The following is a 16,009-nucleotide window of genomic DNA, read 5'->3' on the forward strand; positions in this document are numbered from 1 at the left end:
AAATAGAAAAACACAATGATTTCCATAGCATTAATTGACACTAAACATCCCTTTTACCCCTTAGAACAAGAATTACGAAACAAAATTTTATTGAGACCTATAGGTGTTCCAGATCATGCTTGGGAAATGCACGATGAAAAATCATGGCATTTTGTCGCCGTTGAAAATGAAACTGTAATTGGTTGCGTTGTCTTGGTACCTTTAAATCCAGAGCAAACCAAAACGCAGCTAATGCAAATGGCAGTAGAAACCAATCAGCAAGGAAAAGGAGTTGGCAAACTATTAGTAAAAGAATTAATTGCTTTTTCTAAATCCAAAGGGATTAAAGAAGTCATATGCCACGCCAGAGACAATGCTGTCCCTTTCTACCTCAGCTTAGGTTTTGAAATTTATGATGACCCTTTTGTAGAAGTAGGCATTCAACATTACCACATGCGAATTAATTTATAAAATCAACACAACATGACTCTAGACAACACTTCTTATGCCGAGGCAGCGATGCTAATTAGAAAACCAGTATTCGATGTATTTCAAGCCTTTATTAATCCCGAAATCACGACTCAATTTTGGTTTACAAGTGCATCTGGAAAACTGGAAGAAGGCAAATCGATTGATTGGATTTGGGAAATGTACGGCAACCATACCGTTACCGTTAAAGTGCTTTCTATAAAGCCAAACGAATCCATTGTAATCCAATGGGGAGATGATGAAAAAGCCATAGCAGAATGGGAATTTAACGATTTAGGAGAAAGTAAAACCTTTGTTACCATAACCTACAACGGAATTCAAGGAAAGCAAGACGAGATGTGTGCCCAAATTAGAGATACTACCGAAGGTTTTACCTTGGTTTTAGCGGGCTTGAAAGCTTATTTAGAACACAATATTCAATTGAATTTAGTTTCTGATCGTTTTCCAAAAGAATTAAGAGAAGAATAAGAAACTTTTTCATGACTTTCTACTCTTTAAGAAAATACTGCATAAATAGAAAGGAGTTAGATTATTCGGTATATTTGATAATAAATAAAGTTTGATAGATATCAGACATCTAAGTTAGCCTCAACCATTTCGCAGAATCAAAAATAGGACTTTTAAAACAGAAGAATGAACATTGAATTGATATTTCAAGACAAAACGTCAAAACAAATAAAAAGTGTAGATGATTTTACATATGACATTAATGAAATTGTGAACATCCAATTTATTAATTACAACAAGGATAATATTAAGTATATAGAAAAAGAATTCAATATTAATACAAGCATTTTAAATACTGGAGAAGACATAGAAATTAGCTCTCATTATTTAGAAACAGAAAATCAAATTGGTATTAATTTTTCTGTCCCATATTTCGACATTGAAAATAAAATTAACGAAGTATCAGTTTGCATTATTTTAAAAAACGACACCCTATTCACATTCTCAACAGTAAAATTTGAAGAAATTTTACCCTTTCGACAAAAGCAATTTCAATTGGAAGAATTGGACGGTTTCTTAGATACTAATGCTTTTTTCGTATTAATAGTTGGTTTCGTTTCTGATTACTTTGCTGACTTAACAGAAATAATTTCTAAAAAGATAATAAATAGTTACTCTGAAATTTTAAAAAAGAATAAATTTTCTGAACAAGAGTTAGACAAACTAACTAATTTTAGTTTCAATAATTTAATAATTGAAGAAGCTAATAATGAATATCGAAGAATAATACATCTACTAAGAAAAAGTAAAAAACTAAACAGCGAAACAAAAGATAACTTTTATTCAGAACTTAATGATTTGTCTGTAATAAATGAGTATGTGCAGAACAACTTTAAAAGAATTGACGACTTGAAGCAAAATATATCAAGTAAAATTGAGTTGGAACAAAATAAAATTTTTAAAACTCTCACAATTGTAACAATGTGCATTTCATTACCGATGTTAGTAGCAGGTATTTATGGTATGAACTTTAAAAATATGCCTGAATTGGAATGGAAATTTGGCTATTTATACGTATTAATTTTAATAGTTTTAAGTTTTATATTTCCAATTCTATGGTTTCGAAAAAAGAAATGGTTCTAAAAACGGCATTGGTTAACAGTCGTTTGGCAAAAAAACGGGGTCGGTGGTTAAATGATGAGGACTGTTTCCTATCAAGTTCAGTGCTGGCAGACAGTGACGTGATTCGAAATCCGCTTTTTCGCCAAGCATCAAAACGTTAACTTCTCAAATCCTTCCAGTTAAGATACCCCTAAAAACAAAAAAAGCCCCAAACAGGGCTTTTTTACTATACTAAATTCAAGTATTATTTACTCAAATACATTTTCCTTCTAGAATACAATTCGTAGAATTGATCGTCTTTTAAGTCATCAATAAACAAGATGCTTTCTCCTGTCGATTTCATCTCAGGTCCTAATGCTTTGTTTACATTATGGAACTTGCTGAAAGAGAAAACCGGTTGCTTGATTGCATACCCTTTTAATTGTGGATTGAAATCAAAATCAGTTACTTTATTATGTCCTAACATTACTTTTGTAGCGTAGTTTACATAAGGTTCTCCGTAAGCTTTCGCAATAAATGGTACTGTACGAGATGCTCTAGGATTAGCTTCGATAATATAAACGGTATCGTCTTTTATCGCAAACTGAATGTTGATTAAACCAACCGTTCTTAATCCTAATGCTATTTTCTTAGTATGGTCTTTTATTTGTTGCATTACAAATTCTCCTAAATTAAAAGGAGGCAATGTTGCATTACTATCACCAGAGTGCACTCCACAAGGTTCGATGTGCTCCATAATTCCTATGATGTACACATTTTCTCCGTCACAAATCGCATCTGCTTCTGCTTCAATCGCACCATCTAAATAATGGTCTAAAAGCAATTTGTTTCCAGGAATGGTTTTCAATAAATTCACAACATGCTCTTCTAATTCTTGCTTGTTGATTACAATTTTCATTCCTTGACCTCCTAACACATACGAAGGACGAATCAATAATGGAAAGTCTAAAGTATCTGCTAATGCAGCAGCTTCATCAGCCGTTTCAGCAATTCCAAACTGCGGGAAAGGAATTTCTAATTCAGTCAATAAATCAGAGAAACGCCCTCTATCTTCGGCTAAATCCAAAGCATCAAAGCTAGTTCCAATAATTTTTATTCCGTATTTAGATAATTTTTCTGCTAATTTCAGTGCCGTTTGACCTCCTAATTGTACAATAACCCCTTCAGGTTTTTCGTGCTTGATAATATCGTAAATGTGTTCCCAAAAAACAGGCTCAAAGTATAATTTATCTGCCGTATCAAAATCAGTTGAAACCGTTTCAGGATTACAGTTAATCATGATGGTTTCGTATCCACACTCTTTAGCAGCAAGCACTCCGTGTACACAAGAATAATCAAATTCGATTCCTTGTCCAATTCTATTTGGGCCTGACCCAAGAACAATTATTTTCTTTTTATCGGTAACAACGCTTTCATTATCTACGAAACGAGTTCCGTCTGCTTTTTCAATTTCAGCTTCAAAAGTAGAATAGTAATAAGGTGTTTTCGCTTTAAATTCGGCCGCACAAGTATCAACTAGTTTGAATACGCGATTAATATCCATATCCATACGCAAAGCATGTACTTGACTTTCTAAACAGCCCACCATGTGTGCAATTTGTCTGTCGGCAAACCCTTTTTGTTTCGCTTCAAGCAAAAGTCCTTTTGGCAAGGCATCCACTTTATAGGTTGTAATTTCTTTTTCTAAAGTATAAAGTTCCTCATATTGTTTCAAGAACCACATATCGATTTTAGTAATTTCATGGATGCGGCTCAAAGGAATTCCCATGGCAATCGCATCATAAATTACAAATACACGATCCCAACTTGCAAAAGTTAGCTTCTCTATAATTTGTTCATAGTTCGTATATCCTTTTCCGTCAGCACCTAAACCATTTCTTTTAATTTCTAATGATTGAGTCGCTTTATGCAATGCTTCTTGGAACGAACGTCCAATTCCCATTACTTCACCAACCGATTTCATTTGAAGACCTAAAGTTCTATCCGCTCCTTCAAATTTATCAAAGTTCCAACGTGGAATTTTCACAATCACATAATCCAAAGTTGGTTCGAATAATGCCGAAGTAGATTTGGTAATTTGATTTTGCAGTTCATCTAAATTATATCCTAAAGCTAGTTTCGAAGCAATTTTTGCAATTGGATAACCTGTTGCTTTTGAAGCCAAGGCAGAAGAACGAGACACACGAGGATTGATTTCAATCGCTACGATATCTTCTTTATCATCTGGTGAAACGGCAAACTGTACGTTACAACCTCCTGCAAAATTTCCGATACTACGCATCATCAAGATCGCATAATCACGCATTCTTTGGAAAGTAGTATCCGATAAAGTCATTGCTGGTGCCACTGTGATTGAATCTCCAGTATGAATTCCCATTGGATCCATATTTTCGATAGAACAAATGATAACCACATTGTCGTTTTTATCTCTTAAAAGTTCCAATTCGTATTCTTTCCATCCCATTAAAGCCTTGTCAATCAAAACCTCATGGATAGGAGATGCTTCTAAACCTCTAGTTAAAAGTTCATCAAAATCTTCTTTTTTATAGACAATTGCTGCTCCAGTTCCTCCAAGTGTAAATGAAGGACGGATTACTAATGGAAAACCAAATTCTTGTGCAATTTCTTTTCCTCTTAAGTATGAAGTACAAATTTCTGCAGGTGCTGATGGTACTCCAATTTTTTTCAAAAGCTGTTTGAACTGCTCTCTATCCTCCGTAATATTAATGGCATTAACATCAACTCCAATTAATTTTACTCCAAAATCTTCCCAAATTCCTTTTTCTTCCGCTTCTAAACACAAGTTCAACGCCGTTTGTCCACCCATAGTAGGTAAAACAGCATCAATTTGTGGATGTGCTTTTAAGATTTCAATTATCGATTTAGTAGTTAAAGGCTTCAAATAAATATGATCGGCCATAGAAGGATCGGTCATAATCGTTGCTGGATTAGAGTTTATCAAGATAACTTCTATTCCTTCTTCACGAATTGAACGTGCAGATTGCGATCCTGCATAATCAAATTCGCAAGCTTGACCAATAACAATAGGACCTGAACCTATTATTAAAACTGATTTTATGGATGTGTCTTTTGGCATTGTAATATAATTATATTTAGTTTTTTTTGTTTAAAGTTTAAAGTTTAAGGTTAGTTACACAACATTAAACCTTTAAACATTAAACTTTTAATCTTATTTTAACGACAAGGTATAAAAAAAGGCGATACTAAAAAAAGTAACGCCTTATTTATGTTTATACAAACATTATTTTTTGTGTCTTGGGTCACAAGAAACAGTCAATTTATGTCTTCCTTTAGCTCTTCTTCTAGCAAGAACTTTTCTTCCATTCGCAGAAGCCATTCTGTCCATAAATCCGTGCTTATTTCTTCTTTTTCTTTTCGATGGTTGAAACGTTCTTTTGCTCATTGCTTTGTATCTTTAAATCTAATTTATATGTCTTCCTAATTTCGAATAACTGTTATTCTAAAACCGAGTGCAAATATACAAAGACTTTTTTTTCTCACAAGTAGTTTTGTAAAAATATTTTAAATTCATTTTACTATATTTGCGTTCCTAAAACAAACAGACTATGTTTCACAAGAATATCAAACTTATTATCGCTGGGCTTATCGTAATTACTGGCATTTGGCAATTTACTGAAAACAATATTGGAAACGGAATTTTCTTATTTTTATTGACTGCAATTCCTATTTTCCTTTACTTCAAAAACGAATTTATCTTACTTGCCTTCTTAAAACTACGTAAACAAGATTTTGAAGGAGCTAAAAAGTGGTTGAATTACATCAAAAAACCGGAATCGGCTTTAGTACAAAAACAGCAAGGATACTTTAATTACCTTCACGGAATCATGCTTTCTCAAACCAATATCAATCAAGCGGAGAAATATTTCAAGAAAGCGATTGAACTAGGATTATCTATGGACATGGATTTGGCTGTTGCCAAATTAAACCTAGCCGGTGTAGCCATGTCAAGAAGAAGAAAACTGGAAGCAACTAATTTACTGAACGAAGCTAAAAGACTTGACAAACAAGGCATGTTGAAAGAGCAAATCACCATGATGAAAGATCAAATGAAAAAAATATAATTATTTTATTTTCAAAAAAAACATCCGCAATTGCGGATGTTTTTTTTTTGCCTAATTATTTCTCAAAAAGTAAATAACCTGCTATTACTATCAAAGTAACCGCAAAAATATTTTTTAGCATTTTCTGATCTACGTGAATGGCTAGTTTACTCCCAAAGAAACCACCAACTATAAAAACCAAAGAAATGATTATAGCATAGCGCCAATCAACAAATCCTGCTTTGTGGTAATTGATGACCGCTAGCAAAGTTACCGGTGGTAATAAAGCGGCTAAACTTGTTCCTTGGGCTTGTTGCTGTGTAAAACCCATTAGCAATAATAAAGGAACCATAATTATCCCACCCCCAATTCCAATCAATCCACTCAGTACTCCTGCTACTAAACCAATAGTCATTAATATTATAATTGTTTGAATAGTCATTTTCATACCGTTTTAAATTAATATCCGCTTAAAGGAATTTCTAATGTATATTTTTTATTGGTAGGGTTATCCAATTTCTTATCTCTAAGCCATGGATTATGAATTTTTAAAATCTTATAATTGATTCCTTGTGCTTTTGCAAAATCGGCCAAATCAGTAATCGAACTATCTATTTCTATTTTTTTTGTTGGAAGTAGTGTATACAGTTCTTCATTTGCCAATGTAAATCCAAATTTATCCGGATTTTTCATGATTTCCTTCAAAGCTAATATTCTAAATACATATCGAGAGGTTTCTTCGGTCAGTAATAAATCGTAATAATTGGTTTCTTTTTGAGTATCCATTTGCTTGTTTACACCACCCATTCCACCGTTATAAGAAGCAGCGGCCAAGGTCCAAGTTCCAAATTTTGCTTTGGCACTTAAAAAGTAACTACAAGCAGCCTGAGTCGATTTCTCTAGATCATAGCGTTCGTCAACTCCATCATTCACTTCCATCCCACGTTCTTTGGCTGTTTCAGGCATAAATTGCCAAACTCCTCTTGCACCTGCACCCGAAACGGCATTTACTAAACCACTTTCTATCACAGCCAAATATTTAAAATCATCTGGAATACCATTTTTCTTTAAAATGGGTTCGATAATTGGAAATGCACGGTTGGCTCTTTTAATTGCTAAAATAGTTGAAGCATGCAAATTAATATTTACAATCAACTCCCTATCCAAGCGTTCCTTTACATCAGAGATTTTTAATGGCGTTTGTTCCCCTGCAAAATTAGCTGTTACTGGAAAATAATTTTCCAATTCTTCCTTTACTAGTTTCTTCTTTGATTCATCAGTGGTTGCAAAAATTAACAATCCACTCACAAAAATCAAAACAGTCATTAAACATATTTTTTCTATTACTCTCATCTCTTTTTTATTTTCACGTTCTTTTTAAACTAACAACAATCAATCCGTTTTTCCAACTGAATCTATAATAATTGCTGGTAAATTAGTATTGAACCATTTGTATTTATTTAAAATCATAATGTGCGTTCCTCCTTTTACTACAATACACTCTCTTATATATTTCATAGGAAAAACATCATCCATATCGCCATGAATATGAATTACTTTTTCATCAGGAATCGTTCTATCCCAAAGAATTACTTTTTCAACAGCCCATTGCAAATACCCAATATCGCGAACCGATAAGAATTTCTCATATAACTTCAATCTATGATTTATTTTTTCTCCAAAAGAAAATTTAGCCAGATTTTCTAAATTTAAAATCAAATTCATCGGAATCAATTTGTACGCTTTAGTCGTTTTAGCTACTTTCATCCTTCTAGGAAATTCCAAATTACTTTTGACACTCGAAATAATTACAACCTTCCTAACATTAATAAAAGCCGCCATTTCTTGCACTAAAATACCTCCAAAAGAAACACCTATTAAAACTGGATTCTCATGAGTTACTTTTTTAGAAATTCGTTGCGCATATTCAGATAATGATTCCTTTTCTAATGGAATTTCCCATTCAAGCAATATCATCTCAAAAACATCCGTAGGAAGCGAAATCCGTTCAAAAATTAGAGAACTTGCCGCCAAACCCGGCATGAAATAAACAGGAATTTTACTCATAATTATTTGTACCAATTTTATTATCTCCATCCATCTCGTGATAATGAATTTTGCATAAATTTAATTTTTTTATTCAAACTAACTGAACTTCGCACATTATATTAGCAATAAATTATGACTACTAAAACCTATAGATTCGACTGATTTTAAAAAGAACCAAGCCACTATTTTTAAATTTAGAGTCGATTACTCAAAAAATAAAAACAAGCAGCATCTAATCCTAAAGATTCAAATTTGTTTTTTTTTCGAATAAATAAAACGAAACTTAAGATACATTTAAAAATCATTTGATATTGACTATCAAATCAATACCTTTGTAAACAACGTCTCCCCTAAAGTCAAAAAATTAAAACTCTTTATGACTTTATCAGAAACTATTTTTTTTATTTAGACTTCATTTAGAGTATCACACCTACAACTTACACTTTGAGGGTAAAAAAAAAAGGCACTTGTTTATTTATAATTAAAATAAAACTGTAATCGACGATTAAATATAAAAAAGAAACCATCGGAATTATTAATTTCAATGTATTTGAAATTAATAATAAAAAACCTCTGGTCGAAATAAATAAGAATACCCAAAATTGAGACTATGGATAATAACTATCCTATCTATAACTTTTTTAATATATTATATGGATCAAGCTATCATCATGGAAATCAAAGACAATACATTTGCAAGACAATTTGAAACTACGCTAGACCAAGGATTGATTTCCGTAGAATATTCCTTTCAAGAGAAAAAAATATTTTTAACAAAAATAAACACTCCTGATCAATTTGAAAACGAAGAATTTATTGCGCAATTTCTTTCAGAAATTATGGCAATTGCTATTGAACGAAAATTAAAAGTCGTTCCCATTCTTCCTAAAATAGTTGTTTTTTTCAAGAAAAACCCTGAATACAAAGAGTTACTTCCCCCAGGAATTAGACTATAAAACAGTATTTTTAAATTCAAATTAATTTTACGGACGGCTTTTTTGTCTGTTAGAACGATTAGACTGCCTTGTTACTCTAGCTGATTGTCGCTCAGATTGTCTTATAGACGATCTTGACTGGGGAATTACTGAGGATTGACCTTGCTGTATTAACCCCCTATTTTCTCTTCTTATAGTTGGACTCGTTTTCCGTCTTGTTGTGGGTTGCGTTTGCCGTCTAGTCGATTCTCCATTTTCCCTTCTTATAGATGGATTCGTTTGTGGTCTCGTTGTGGGTTGCGTCTGCTGTCTAGTCGACTCTCCATTTTCTCTCCTTATAGATGGATTAGCTTGTGCTCTAGTTGAAGGCTGCGCTTGCTGTCTAGTCGCCTCTCCTTTTTCTCTCCTTATAGATGGATTAGCTTGTGCTCTAGTTGAAGGCTGCGCTTGCTGTCTTATTGATTCTCTACTTTCTCTTCTTATATCACTTCTTGTCGCTCTGGGTGGCGCAACGGGCCTTCTATAATTTCTTCCTTCATACGTTCTATCGTACGTTCCTCTTTCTCTATTTCTAGTAACTACAGAAGAGGTTGTTCTTCTTCTTAAATAATAGGAATGATGTGAAGGAAATCTAATATAAGACGCTCTGTGATAAAATTGACTTTCATAATAATGATTATGAAAGCTCCAATAGTTGTAATATAAAATAGGAGACCATGGGGACCAGTACGACGGAAAATACCCCCAATGCCATGGGGAAACATAAATGGAGAATAACGGAGAATACAGATACATAATTATGGGCCAATCTGAAATATAAACAATCCCATTTCCATATACATAATTAGGCGCAACTATGGTTTTATTACCTATATAACCAGGATTTGGAGTTTCGGAAACTACCCTTACGGATGGTTCCAAAACATAATTTTTACCATACAATGCTTCATCACCAATGATTTGAACTACAACATTGCCCTGATTATTTTTACTCACTTCAATCACAGCTACATCTTGATATTCATAACTATTTATAGAAACCCTAAGAACAATAGAATGAAAACCTCCTTGATTAAAGCTAATTACAGATATATAATCTATTATATTATCATTATTCAAATCCAAGTTATTAATATTGGAGTTTTGCGAATTGAGCGTTCTTTCAAATTCCTCCAATGTTTTAGATTGTTGAAAAACATCCAAAACAGCATAAAGATTTAGATTATCTCCAGGCATACCCAAAGCAATCATTTCGTTTCCAGTTTGCGAAAGCAAGGAACAACTCCAAAAGCAAGTTGCTATAACTACCCATTTCAAAACAAATTTTTTCATGACTGTTCTTTTTGCTATGTACAAATACATAGAACAAGTTACAAAAAATAAATTCCAATTAGTTGATTTATATATATTTAACTAATTTTTAGACTAATACAAAAACAGCTATAAAACAAAAAAGCATACGTACTATTCGTATGCTTTTTTGTTTTATAGCTGTTTTAAGAAAGTAGAACTTAATATATTCTACTTCTCAATTTCTCTCATACTTTCCATTTTCTTATTAGCTAAGAATCCTGTAATATCTTCAAAATGCTCCACTACTCTCTTGTTTCCAAATTCGAAAACTTTTGTTGCTAATCCATCTAAGAAATCACGGTCATGCGAAACCAAAATTAATGTTCCATCAAAATCACGAAGCGCATCTTTAATAATATCCTTAGTTTTCATGTCCAAGTGATTAGAAGGCTCATCCAAAATCAATAAATTCACTGGCTCCAACAATAATTTTATCATTGCTAAACGTGTTTTCTCTCCACCTGAAAGTACTTTCACTTTCTTAGTTACATCATCACCATGAAACATAAATGCACCTAAAATATCTTTAATCTTAGTTCTAACATCACCAACAGCTATATCATCTATCGTTTCAAAAATAGTAGCATTTTCATTTAATAAGGATGCTTGGTTTTGTGCAAAATAACCAATTTGCGCATTATGTCCAATTTCAAGATTTCCTCCATCAATACCAATTTCTTTCATGATGGCTTTAATCATGGTTGATTTTCCTTCCCCATTTTTACCTACAAAAGCCACTTTTTGACCTCTTTCAATAACAATATTAGCATCTTTGAAAACAACATGATCTCCATATGCTTTTGATAAGTCTTTTACGATTACAGGATATTGACCTGAACGAACTGCAGCAGGAAACTTTAATTTTAATGCCGAAGTATCTACTTCATCCACCTGCACTATAACTAATTTCTCTAACATCTTTACACGTGATTGAACGGCATCCGTTTTAGAAAAAGTTCCTTTAAAACGATCAATAAAAGTTCTATTGTCAGCAATCATACGTTGTTGTTCATCATATGCCTTTTGTTGGTGCATGCGACGGTCTTTTCTCAATTCTAAATAATGAGAATACTTGGCTTTATAATCATAGATACGTCCCATGGTTACTTCAATAGTACGATTCGTGATATTATCTACGAAGGCTCTATCGTGAGAAATCACCACAACCGCTTTGGCCGAATTAATCAAGAAATCCTCTAACCATTGGATACTTTCAATATCCATGTGATTGGTAGGTTCATCTAGCAAAATTAAATCTGGCTTTTGTAAAAGGATTTTAGCTAGTTCAATACGCATTCTCCATCCTCCTGAAAACTCAGAAGTTTGTCGATTGAAATCTTCTCTTTCAAATCCTAAACCCGTTAATATTTTCTCTACCTCCGCTTCATAATTCACCTCTTCAATCGCATAAAATTTCTCGCTCAAGTCAGAAACTCTTTCGATCAATTTCATGTAGGCATCACTTTCATAATCCGTACGAATAGTCAATTGCTCATTGATTTCATCAATTTCCGCTTTCATACCAAAAATTTCTCCAAATGCCTTTGAAGTTTCTTCCATTACAGTAGCACCATCCGTTGTCAATAAATGCTGCGGTAAATAAGCTACAACAGCATCTTTTGGTGCCGAAATATTTCCTGTAGAAGGTTTGCTTTGTCCTGCAATAATTTTAAGAAGCGTTGATTTTCCTGCTCCATTTTTACCCATAAGGGCAATTTTATCATTTTCATTTATAGCAAATGAAACATCGCTAAAAAGTGTAGTACCACCAAACTGTACTGAAATATCATTAACTGTAATCATTGTAATATAGATTTCTTGATTCGGTTGCTCATCAATTTGAAAACCGAGTTATTTTTTAAAAGTGCAAAGATAGAGTAAATAACTAATCGGTTTATTATAAAATGAAAGCTTCTAGAAACAGAATCAAATTCTTATCTCTAGAAGCTCTCAAAATAAATTATGAATTATTACTCTTCTTTCTTTTTATTAATGGTATGCCAAATATGTGCATTATAAACTCCGATATCTTCAGGATCAAAAACAGGATCTTTACCCTCCTTTTTTTGTTTTTCATAATCTTTCAATGCGGCCAATGCTGGTTTTTGCAAAAGAATAATCGCTATAATATTAAACCAAGCCATTAATCCTACTCCTAAATCTCCAATATCCCAAGCTAGTTTTGCTTGATTTATGGAACCATACATAATAACCAACATCATAACTAATTTTAATAAATGAGTATAAATAGGTGATTTTAAGTTTCTTGTTAAATAAGAAATATTTGTTTCAGCAATATAATAATAAGCCAAAATAGTAGTGAAAGCGAAGAAAAATAACGCTATTGCAACAAAATAAGACCCAAAACCTGGAAAAACACTATCCATAGCACTTTGCGTAAATCCTGGACCTACTGTTACATTTTGCGCCCCATTGTATAAAAACTCTGAAGCACCACTCGTTCCAAAAGCAGGATTTTGAACATTGTATTTTCCTGTTATTAACAACATAAAACCAGTAGCTGAACACACTAATAAAGTATCAATATATACCGAAAAAGATTGAACTAATCCTTGTTTTGTAGGGTGCGAAACATTGGCAGCTGCAGCAATATGTGGCGCCGTACCTTGTCCCGCTTCATTAGAATAAATTCCTCTTTTAACTCCCCATTGTACTGCAAGACCAAAAACAGCTCCAAAACCAGCTTCCATATTAAAAGCACTTTTGAAAACTAATGAAATTACTCCAGGAAGTTGATCATAATCAATTGCAATGATAACTAATACGATTAAAATATAACCAATTGCCATAATAGGCACAACATACTCTGTAAATTTAGCTATTCTTTTTACTCCACCAAATACAATCAGCCCAAATATAATAGCCACTGCAACTCCAGAAATCCAAGTATCTAATTGAAATGCATTTTGAATTCCATCAGCAACAGAGTTTGCTTGAACCCCCGGCAGTAATAAACCTGCAGAGATTACCGAAACCACTGCGAATAAAATACCAAACCATTTTACTCCTAATCCTCTTTCAATATAAAAAGCGGGACCTCCACGAAACTGACCTAAATGCTTTTCTTTATAAATTTGCGCCAAAGTCGCTTCAACAAATGCCGTACTAGCACCTAAGAACGCTACCATCCACATCCAAAACATAGCACCTGGACCACCAAAGGCAATTGCGGTCGCTACACCTGCGATATTTCCAGTACCTACTCTACCAGCCAAAGACATTGATAAAGCTTGAAAAGAAGACACGCCTGACTCTGAGCTTTCGCCATCAAACAACAAGCGAAACATTTCACGTATATGACGAACTTGTAAAAAACGAGTTCTTAAAGAAAAATAGAGTCCCGTTCCTAAACAGAGAACAATTAAAGCATTACTCCATACAATATCATTTAACACGCCAATAATCTCTTCCATATATTTATTTTAGATTAATAATTATTAAAAAATCAATAAAACAATCGTTTTACTCCTATTTTTTGATAAAACTAAAACATATAGATAAAAAAAACTAGCTTAAAGCCATAAAAAACGGCAAAAACTAATTATTTATCTAAAAATCAAGTTGAAATTTAAAACGATAATTTTATATATAATTTAACATTTTAACGCTAACCCATCACATACAAAAATGATTATCATAAAATACCATAATGAAGCCCAAAAAAAAGGCCTTATCTAAATTGATAAGGCCTTTAAAGTAATTAGTAAAAAAGTTATTCTTTTCTCCATTTTTTAGTTTCTTCAAAAACATGTTCTAATATAGCCGCTTCTTTTTCATCAAAATCAATATTTCTGCGACTCATGACTAAACGAGCCGTTTCAAAAGCTTTTTTAGTGATGTAAGTTGTAAAACCAGAAGCTCCTCCCCAAGAAAAACTAGGCACAAAATTACGAGGAAATCCACTTCCAAAAATATTAGCACTTACACCAATAACAGTTCCCGTATTAAACATGGTATTAATACCACATTTACTATGATCACCCATTATCAAACCACAAAATTGAAGTCCCGTTTTAGCAAAGCCTTCCGTTTCATAACTCCACAAACGCACCTCTTCGTAATTATTTTTTAGATTCGAATTATTACTATCAGCACCAATATTACACCATTCCCCTAAAACAGAATTTCCTAAGAAACCATCATGTCCTTTATTAGAATTAGGAAATAATACTGAATTATTGATTTCCCCTCCTACTTTAGAGTTTGATCCTACAGTAGTGGCACCATAAATTTTAGCTGCCATCTTTACAACTGCGCCTTCACATAAAGCAAAAGGACCACGAATTACAGATCCTTCCATAATTAAAGAATCCTTACCTATATATATAGGACCCGTTGAAGCATTAAGCGTTACAAACTCCAACTTAGCCCCTTCTTCGATAAAAATATTTTCTGGAGCGATTACATTGACACTTTTTGGAATGGGTTGTGATTTTCTATCTTCTGTCAAGAATTCAAAATCTTCCCGAATAGAAGCATCATTTTTTGAAAAAATATCCCAAGTATTCATGACAGTCAAGCATTCTTCTTCATATTCAAAAACTTCATAGGAATCAAAATCTACTTCTTCTTGATTTTCATGTGTATAAAAAGCGATTACTTCATCCCCTTTAAAAATCGCTTGATTTGCTTCTAGATTATAAATCATTTCCACTAAAACTGGATTCGGAATAAAAGAAGCATTAATCATCACATTTTCTTCTAATTCTACCATTGGATATTTTTCAGATAAATATTCCTCAGTCAAAGTAGTGGTGGTTGATCCCAAATGCATTTCCCATTTTTGACGTATCGTCATGATTCCAATAAGAATATCAGCAACGGGGCGAGTAAATGTAAAAGGCAATAAAGCATTACGAGCAGGCCCGTCAAAAAGTATGTAATTCATTTTATAAAGTTTCAAAGTTACAAAGGACCAAAGTTACAAAGTTTTTATTGGTTTCATTAACAAGTTTACCTCTTATCCATCCCAATTTATATCAATAAAAAAGCCTCCCGAAATGGAAGGCTTTAGTATAATTGAAAACAAGTTAAAATTATTTAACGTGTTTAGCGTATTTAGTTTTGAACTTGTCAATACGTCCTGCAGTATCGATAAGTTTGTTTTTACCTGTGTAAAAAGGGTGAGACGTTCTAGAGATCTCCATTTTTACAACTGGGTATTCAACACCATCAACTGTAATTGTTTCTCTTGTATCTGCTGTAGATTTAGTAATAAAAACGTCTTCGTTAGACATGTCTTTAAAAGCAACTAATCTGTAATTTTCTGGGTGTACACCTTTTTTCATCTTGTAATTCTTTTTATTTGTTTGGCTATAACTCCTTTTGAAGCTTTCCTTTTAACAGGAAAGGTATAAATTCATTATAACTTTTTATTTTATTCTGTTATTTTGAGTTTGCAAATTTACAATTATTTTTCAATAAACAATTCTTTGCTTCCTTTTTTTTATAAAATAGTAAAAAACTTTTTTTGCTCTTGAATAAATTGGGAATTACTATATTTGTGAATTAATTTATAAAAAATGAAAACTA

General features: G+C 32.7%; 15 protein-coding genes. 5 read left to right on the forward strand and 10 right to left on the reverse strand.

What is annotated here, in order from left to right; genetic code table 11:
* Nucleotides 1–15: 15 nt before the first annotated feature.
* From AB3G39_RS14545 to AB3G39_RS14555, 3 genes are all read left to right on the forward strand, one after another.
* A complete protein-coding gene (locus AB3G39_RS14545; RefSeq protein ID WP_367773957.1) occupies nucleotides 16–450 on the forward strand; it encodes a GNAT family N-acetyltransferase in 435 nt (144 codons plus the stop codon).
* 12 nt (nucleotides 451–462) lie between these two features.
* A complete protein-coding gene (locus AB3G39_RS14550) occupies nucleotides 463–936 on the forward strand; it encodes an SRPBCC family protein (protein WP_367773954.1) in 474 nt (157 codons plus the stop codon).
* Nucleotides 937–1,101: 165 nt separating this feature from the next.
* On the forward strand, nucleotides 1,102–2,058 hold the full coding sequence (locus AB3G39_RS14555; RefSeq protein WP_369765537.1) for a CorA family divalent cation transporter: 957 nt from the start codon (nucleotides 1,102–1,104) through the stop codon (nucleotides 2,056–2,058).
* A 223-nt stretch (nucleotides 2,059–2,281) separates the two neighbouring features.
* Here AB3G39_RS14555 and carB read toward each other — a convergent pair whose 3' ends face one another.
* Together carB and rpmH are read right to left on the reverse strand one after the other, a co-directional pair.
* Nucleotides 2,282–5,134: a carbamoyl-phosphate synthase large subunit gene (gene carB, locus AB3G39_RS14560; RefSeq protein WP_367773950.1), complete on the reverse strand. Its 2,853-nt coding sequence runs from the start codon at nucleotides 5,132–5,134 to the stop codon at nucleotides 2,282–2,284.
* Between the two features lie 165 nt (nucleotides 5,135–5,299).
* Nucleotides 5,300–5,461: a 50S ribosomal protein L34 gene (gene rpmH, locus AB3G39_RS14565; protein WP_026706823.1), complete on the reverse strand. Its 162-nt coding sequence runs from the start codon at nucleotides 5,459–5,461 to the stop codon at nucleotides 5,300–5,302.
* 163 nt (nucleotides 5,462–5,624) lie between these two features.
* On the opposite strand from rpmH, the gene AB3G39_RS14570 reads away from it, so the two are divergent.
* Nucleotides 5,625–6,140 (forward strand): DUF2892 domain-containing protein, encoded by a 516-nt coding sequence (locus tag AB3G39_RS14570; protein ID WP_369753306.1) that lies wholly within the window; start codon nucleotides 5,625–5,627, stop codon nucleotides 6,138–6,140.
* A 55-nt stretch (nucleotides 6,141–6,195) separates the two neighbouring features.
* On the opposite strand, the gene AB3G39_RS14575 is transcribed toward AB3G39_RS14570, so the two are convergent.
* The 3 genes from AB3G39_RS14575 to AB3G39_RS14585 are packed head-to-tail and all read right to left on the reverse strand — an operon-like array spanning nucleotide 6,196 to nucleotide 8,186.
* Nucleotides 6,196–6,561, reverse strand: coding sequence for a sulfite exporter TauE/SafE family protein (locus tag AB3G39_RS14575; protein ID WP_369765538.1), 366 nt, complete (start codon nucleotides 6,559–6,561; stop codon nucleotides 6,196–6,198).
* 17 nt (nucleotides 6,562–6,578) lie between these two features.
* Nucleotides 6,579–7,472, reverse strand: coding sequence for a lytic transglycosylase domain-containing protein (locus tag AB3G39_RS14580; RefSeq protein WP_369765539.1), 894 nt, complete (start codon nucleotides 7,470–7,472; stop codon nucleotides 6,579–6,581).
* 39 nt (nucleotides 7,473–7,511) lie between these two features.
* The gene (locus tag AB3G39_RS14585) at nucleotides 7,512–8,186 is read right to left on the reverse strand and encodes an alpha/beta hydrolase (RefSeq protein ID WP_367774119.1); all 675 of its coding nucleotides are present in this window, start codon (nucleotides 8,184–8,186) and stop codon (nucleotides 7,512–7,514) included.
* Nucleotides 8,187–8,839: 653 nt separating this feature from the next.
* Here AB3G39_RS14585 and AB3G39_RS14590 point away from each other — a divergent pair.
* Nucleotides 8,840–9,124 (forward strand): GNAT family N-acetyltransferase, encoded by a 285-nt coding sequence (locus AB3G39_RS14590; RefSeq protein ID WP_367774117.1) that lies wholly within the window; start codon nucleotides 8,840–8,842, stop codon nucleotides 9,122–9,124.
* Between the two features lie 27 nt (nucleotides 9,125–9,151).
* On the opposite strand, the gene AB3G39_RS14595 is transcribed toward AB3G39_RS14590, so the two are convergent.
* The 5 genes from AB3G39_RS14595 to AB3G39_RS14615 form a co-directional block, all read right to left on the reverse strand.
* Nucleotides 9,152–10,435 (reverse strand): hypothetical protein, encoded by a 1,284-nt coding sequence (locus tag AB3G39_RS14595; RefSeq protein ID WP_369765540.1) that lies wholly within the window; start codon nucleotides 10,433–10,435, stop codon nucleotides 9,152–9,154.
* Between the two features lie 189 nt (nucleotides 10,436–10,624).
* The gene (locus AB3G39_RS14600; RefSeq protein WP_367757657.1) at nucleotides 10,625–12,259 is read right to left on the reverse strand and encodes an ABC-F family ATP-binding cassette domain-containing protein; all 1,635 of its coding nucleotides are present in this window, start codon (nucleotides 12,257–12,259) and stop codon (nucleotides 10,625–10,627) included.
* A 167-nt stretch (nucleotides 12,260–12,426) separates the two neighbouring features.
* The gene (locus AB3G39_RS14605; protein ID WP_367773939.1) at nucleotides 12,427–13,890 is read right to left on the reverse strand and encodes an alanine/glycine:cation symporter family protein; all 1,464 of its coding nucleotides are present in this window, start codon (nucleotides 13,888–13,890) and stop codon (nucleotides 12,427–12,429) included.
* A gap of 299 nt (nucleotides 13,891–14,189) precedes the next feature.
* Complete coding sequence (locus AB3G39_RS14610; protein ID WP_367773937.1) at nucleotides 14,190–15,365, reverse strand: GlmU family protein; 1,176 nt, start codon at nucleotides 15,363–15,365, stop codon at nucleotides 14,190–14,192.
* 148 nt (nucleotides 15,366–15,513) lie between these two features.
* Nucleotides 15,514–15,765: a type B 50S ribosomal protein L31 gene (locus AB3G39_RS14615; protein ID WP_367773935.1), complete on the reverse strand. Its 252-nt coding sequence runs from the start codon at nucleotides 15,763–15,765 to the stop codon at nucleotides 15,514–15,516.
* Between the last annotated feature and the right edge of the window lie 244 nt (nucleotides 15,766–16,009).

The sequence above is a fragment of the Flavobacterium sp. WC2416 genome, assembly GCF_041200095.1.
In the GTDB taxonomy this organism is placed as follows: Bacteria; Bacteroidota; Bacteroidia; order Flavobacteriales; family Flavobacteriaceae; genus Flavobacterium.

What these genes read in the sequence shown, in the direction of transcription:
- AB3G39_RS14545 (WP_367773957.1), top strand. Translation starts at nt 16, where the DNA reads ATGATTTCCATAGCATTAATTGACACTAAACATCCCTTTTACCCCTTA.
- AB3G39_RS14550 (WP_367773954.1), top strand. Translation starts at nt 463, where the DNA reads ATGACTCTAGACAACACTTCTTATGCCGAGGCAGCGATGCTAATTAGA.
- AB3G39_RS14555 (WP_369765537.1), top strand. Translation starts at nt 1,102, where the DNA reads ATGAACATTGAATTGATATTTCAAGACAAAACGTCAAAACAAATAAAA.
- carB (WP_367773950.1), bottom strand. Translation starts at nt 5,134, where the DNA reads ATGCCAAAAGACACATCCATAAAATCAGTTTTAATAATAGGTTCAGGT.
- rpmH (WP_026706823.1), bottom strand. Translation starts at nt 5,461, where the DNA reads ATGAGCAAAAGAACGTTTCAACCATCGAAAAGAAAAAGAAGAAATAAG.
- AB3G39_RS14570 (WP_369753306.1), top strand. Translation starts at nt 5,625, where the DNA reads ATGTTTCACAAGAATATCAAACTTATTATCGCTGGGCTTATCGTAATT.
- AB3G39_RS14575 (WP_369765538.1), bottom strand. Translation starts at nt 6,561, where the DNA reads ATGACTATTCAAACAATTATAATATTAATGACTATTGGTTTAGTAGCA.
- AB3G39_RS14580 (WP_369765539.1), bottom strand. Translation starts at nt 7,472, where the DNA reads ATGAGAGTAATAGAAAAAATATGTTTAATGACTGTTTTGATTTTTGTG.
- AB3G39_RS14585 (WP_367774119.1), bottom strand. Translation starts at nt 8,186, where the DNA reads ATGAGTAAAATTCCTGTTTATTTCATGCCGGGTTTGGCGGCAAGTTCT.
- AB3G39_RS14590 (WP_367774117.1), top strand. Translation starts at nt 8,840, where the DNA reads ATGGAAATCAAAGACAATACATTTGCAAGACAATTTGAAACTACGCTA.
- AB3G39_RS14595 (WP_369765540.1), bottom strand. Translation starts at nt 10,435, where the DNA reads ATGAAAAAATTTGTTTTGAAATGGGTAGTTATAGCAACTTGCTTTTGG.
- AB3G39_RS14600 (WP_367757657.1), bottom strand. Translation starts at nt 12,259, where the DNA reads ATGATTACAGTTAATGATATTTCAGTACAGTTTGGTGGTACTACACTT.
- AB3G39_RS14605 (WP_367773939.1), bottom strand. Translation starts at nt 13,890, where the DNA reads ATGGAAGAGATTATTGGCGTGTTAAATGATATTGTATGGAGTAATGCT.
- AB3G39_RS14610 (WP_367773937.1), bottom strand. Translation starts at nt 15,365, where the DNA reads ATGAATTACATACTTTTTGACGGGCCTGCTCGTAATGCTTTATTGCCT.
- AB3G39_RS14615 (WP_367773935.1), bottom strand. Translation starts at nt 15,765, where the DNA reads ATGAAAAAAGGTGTACACCCAGAAAATTACAGATTAGTTGCTTTTAAA.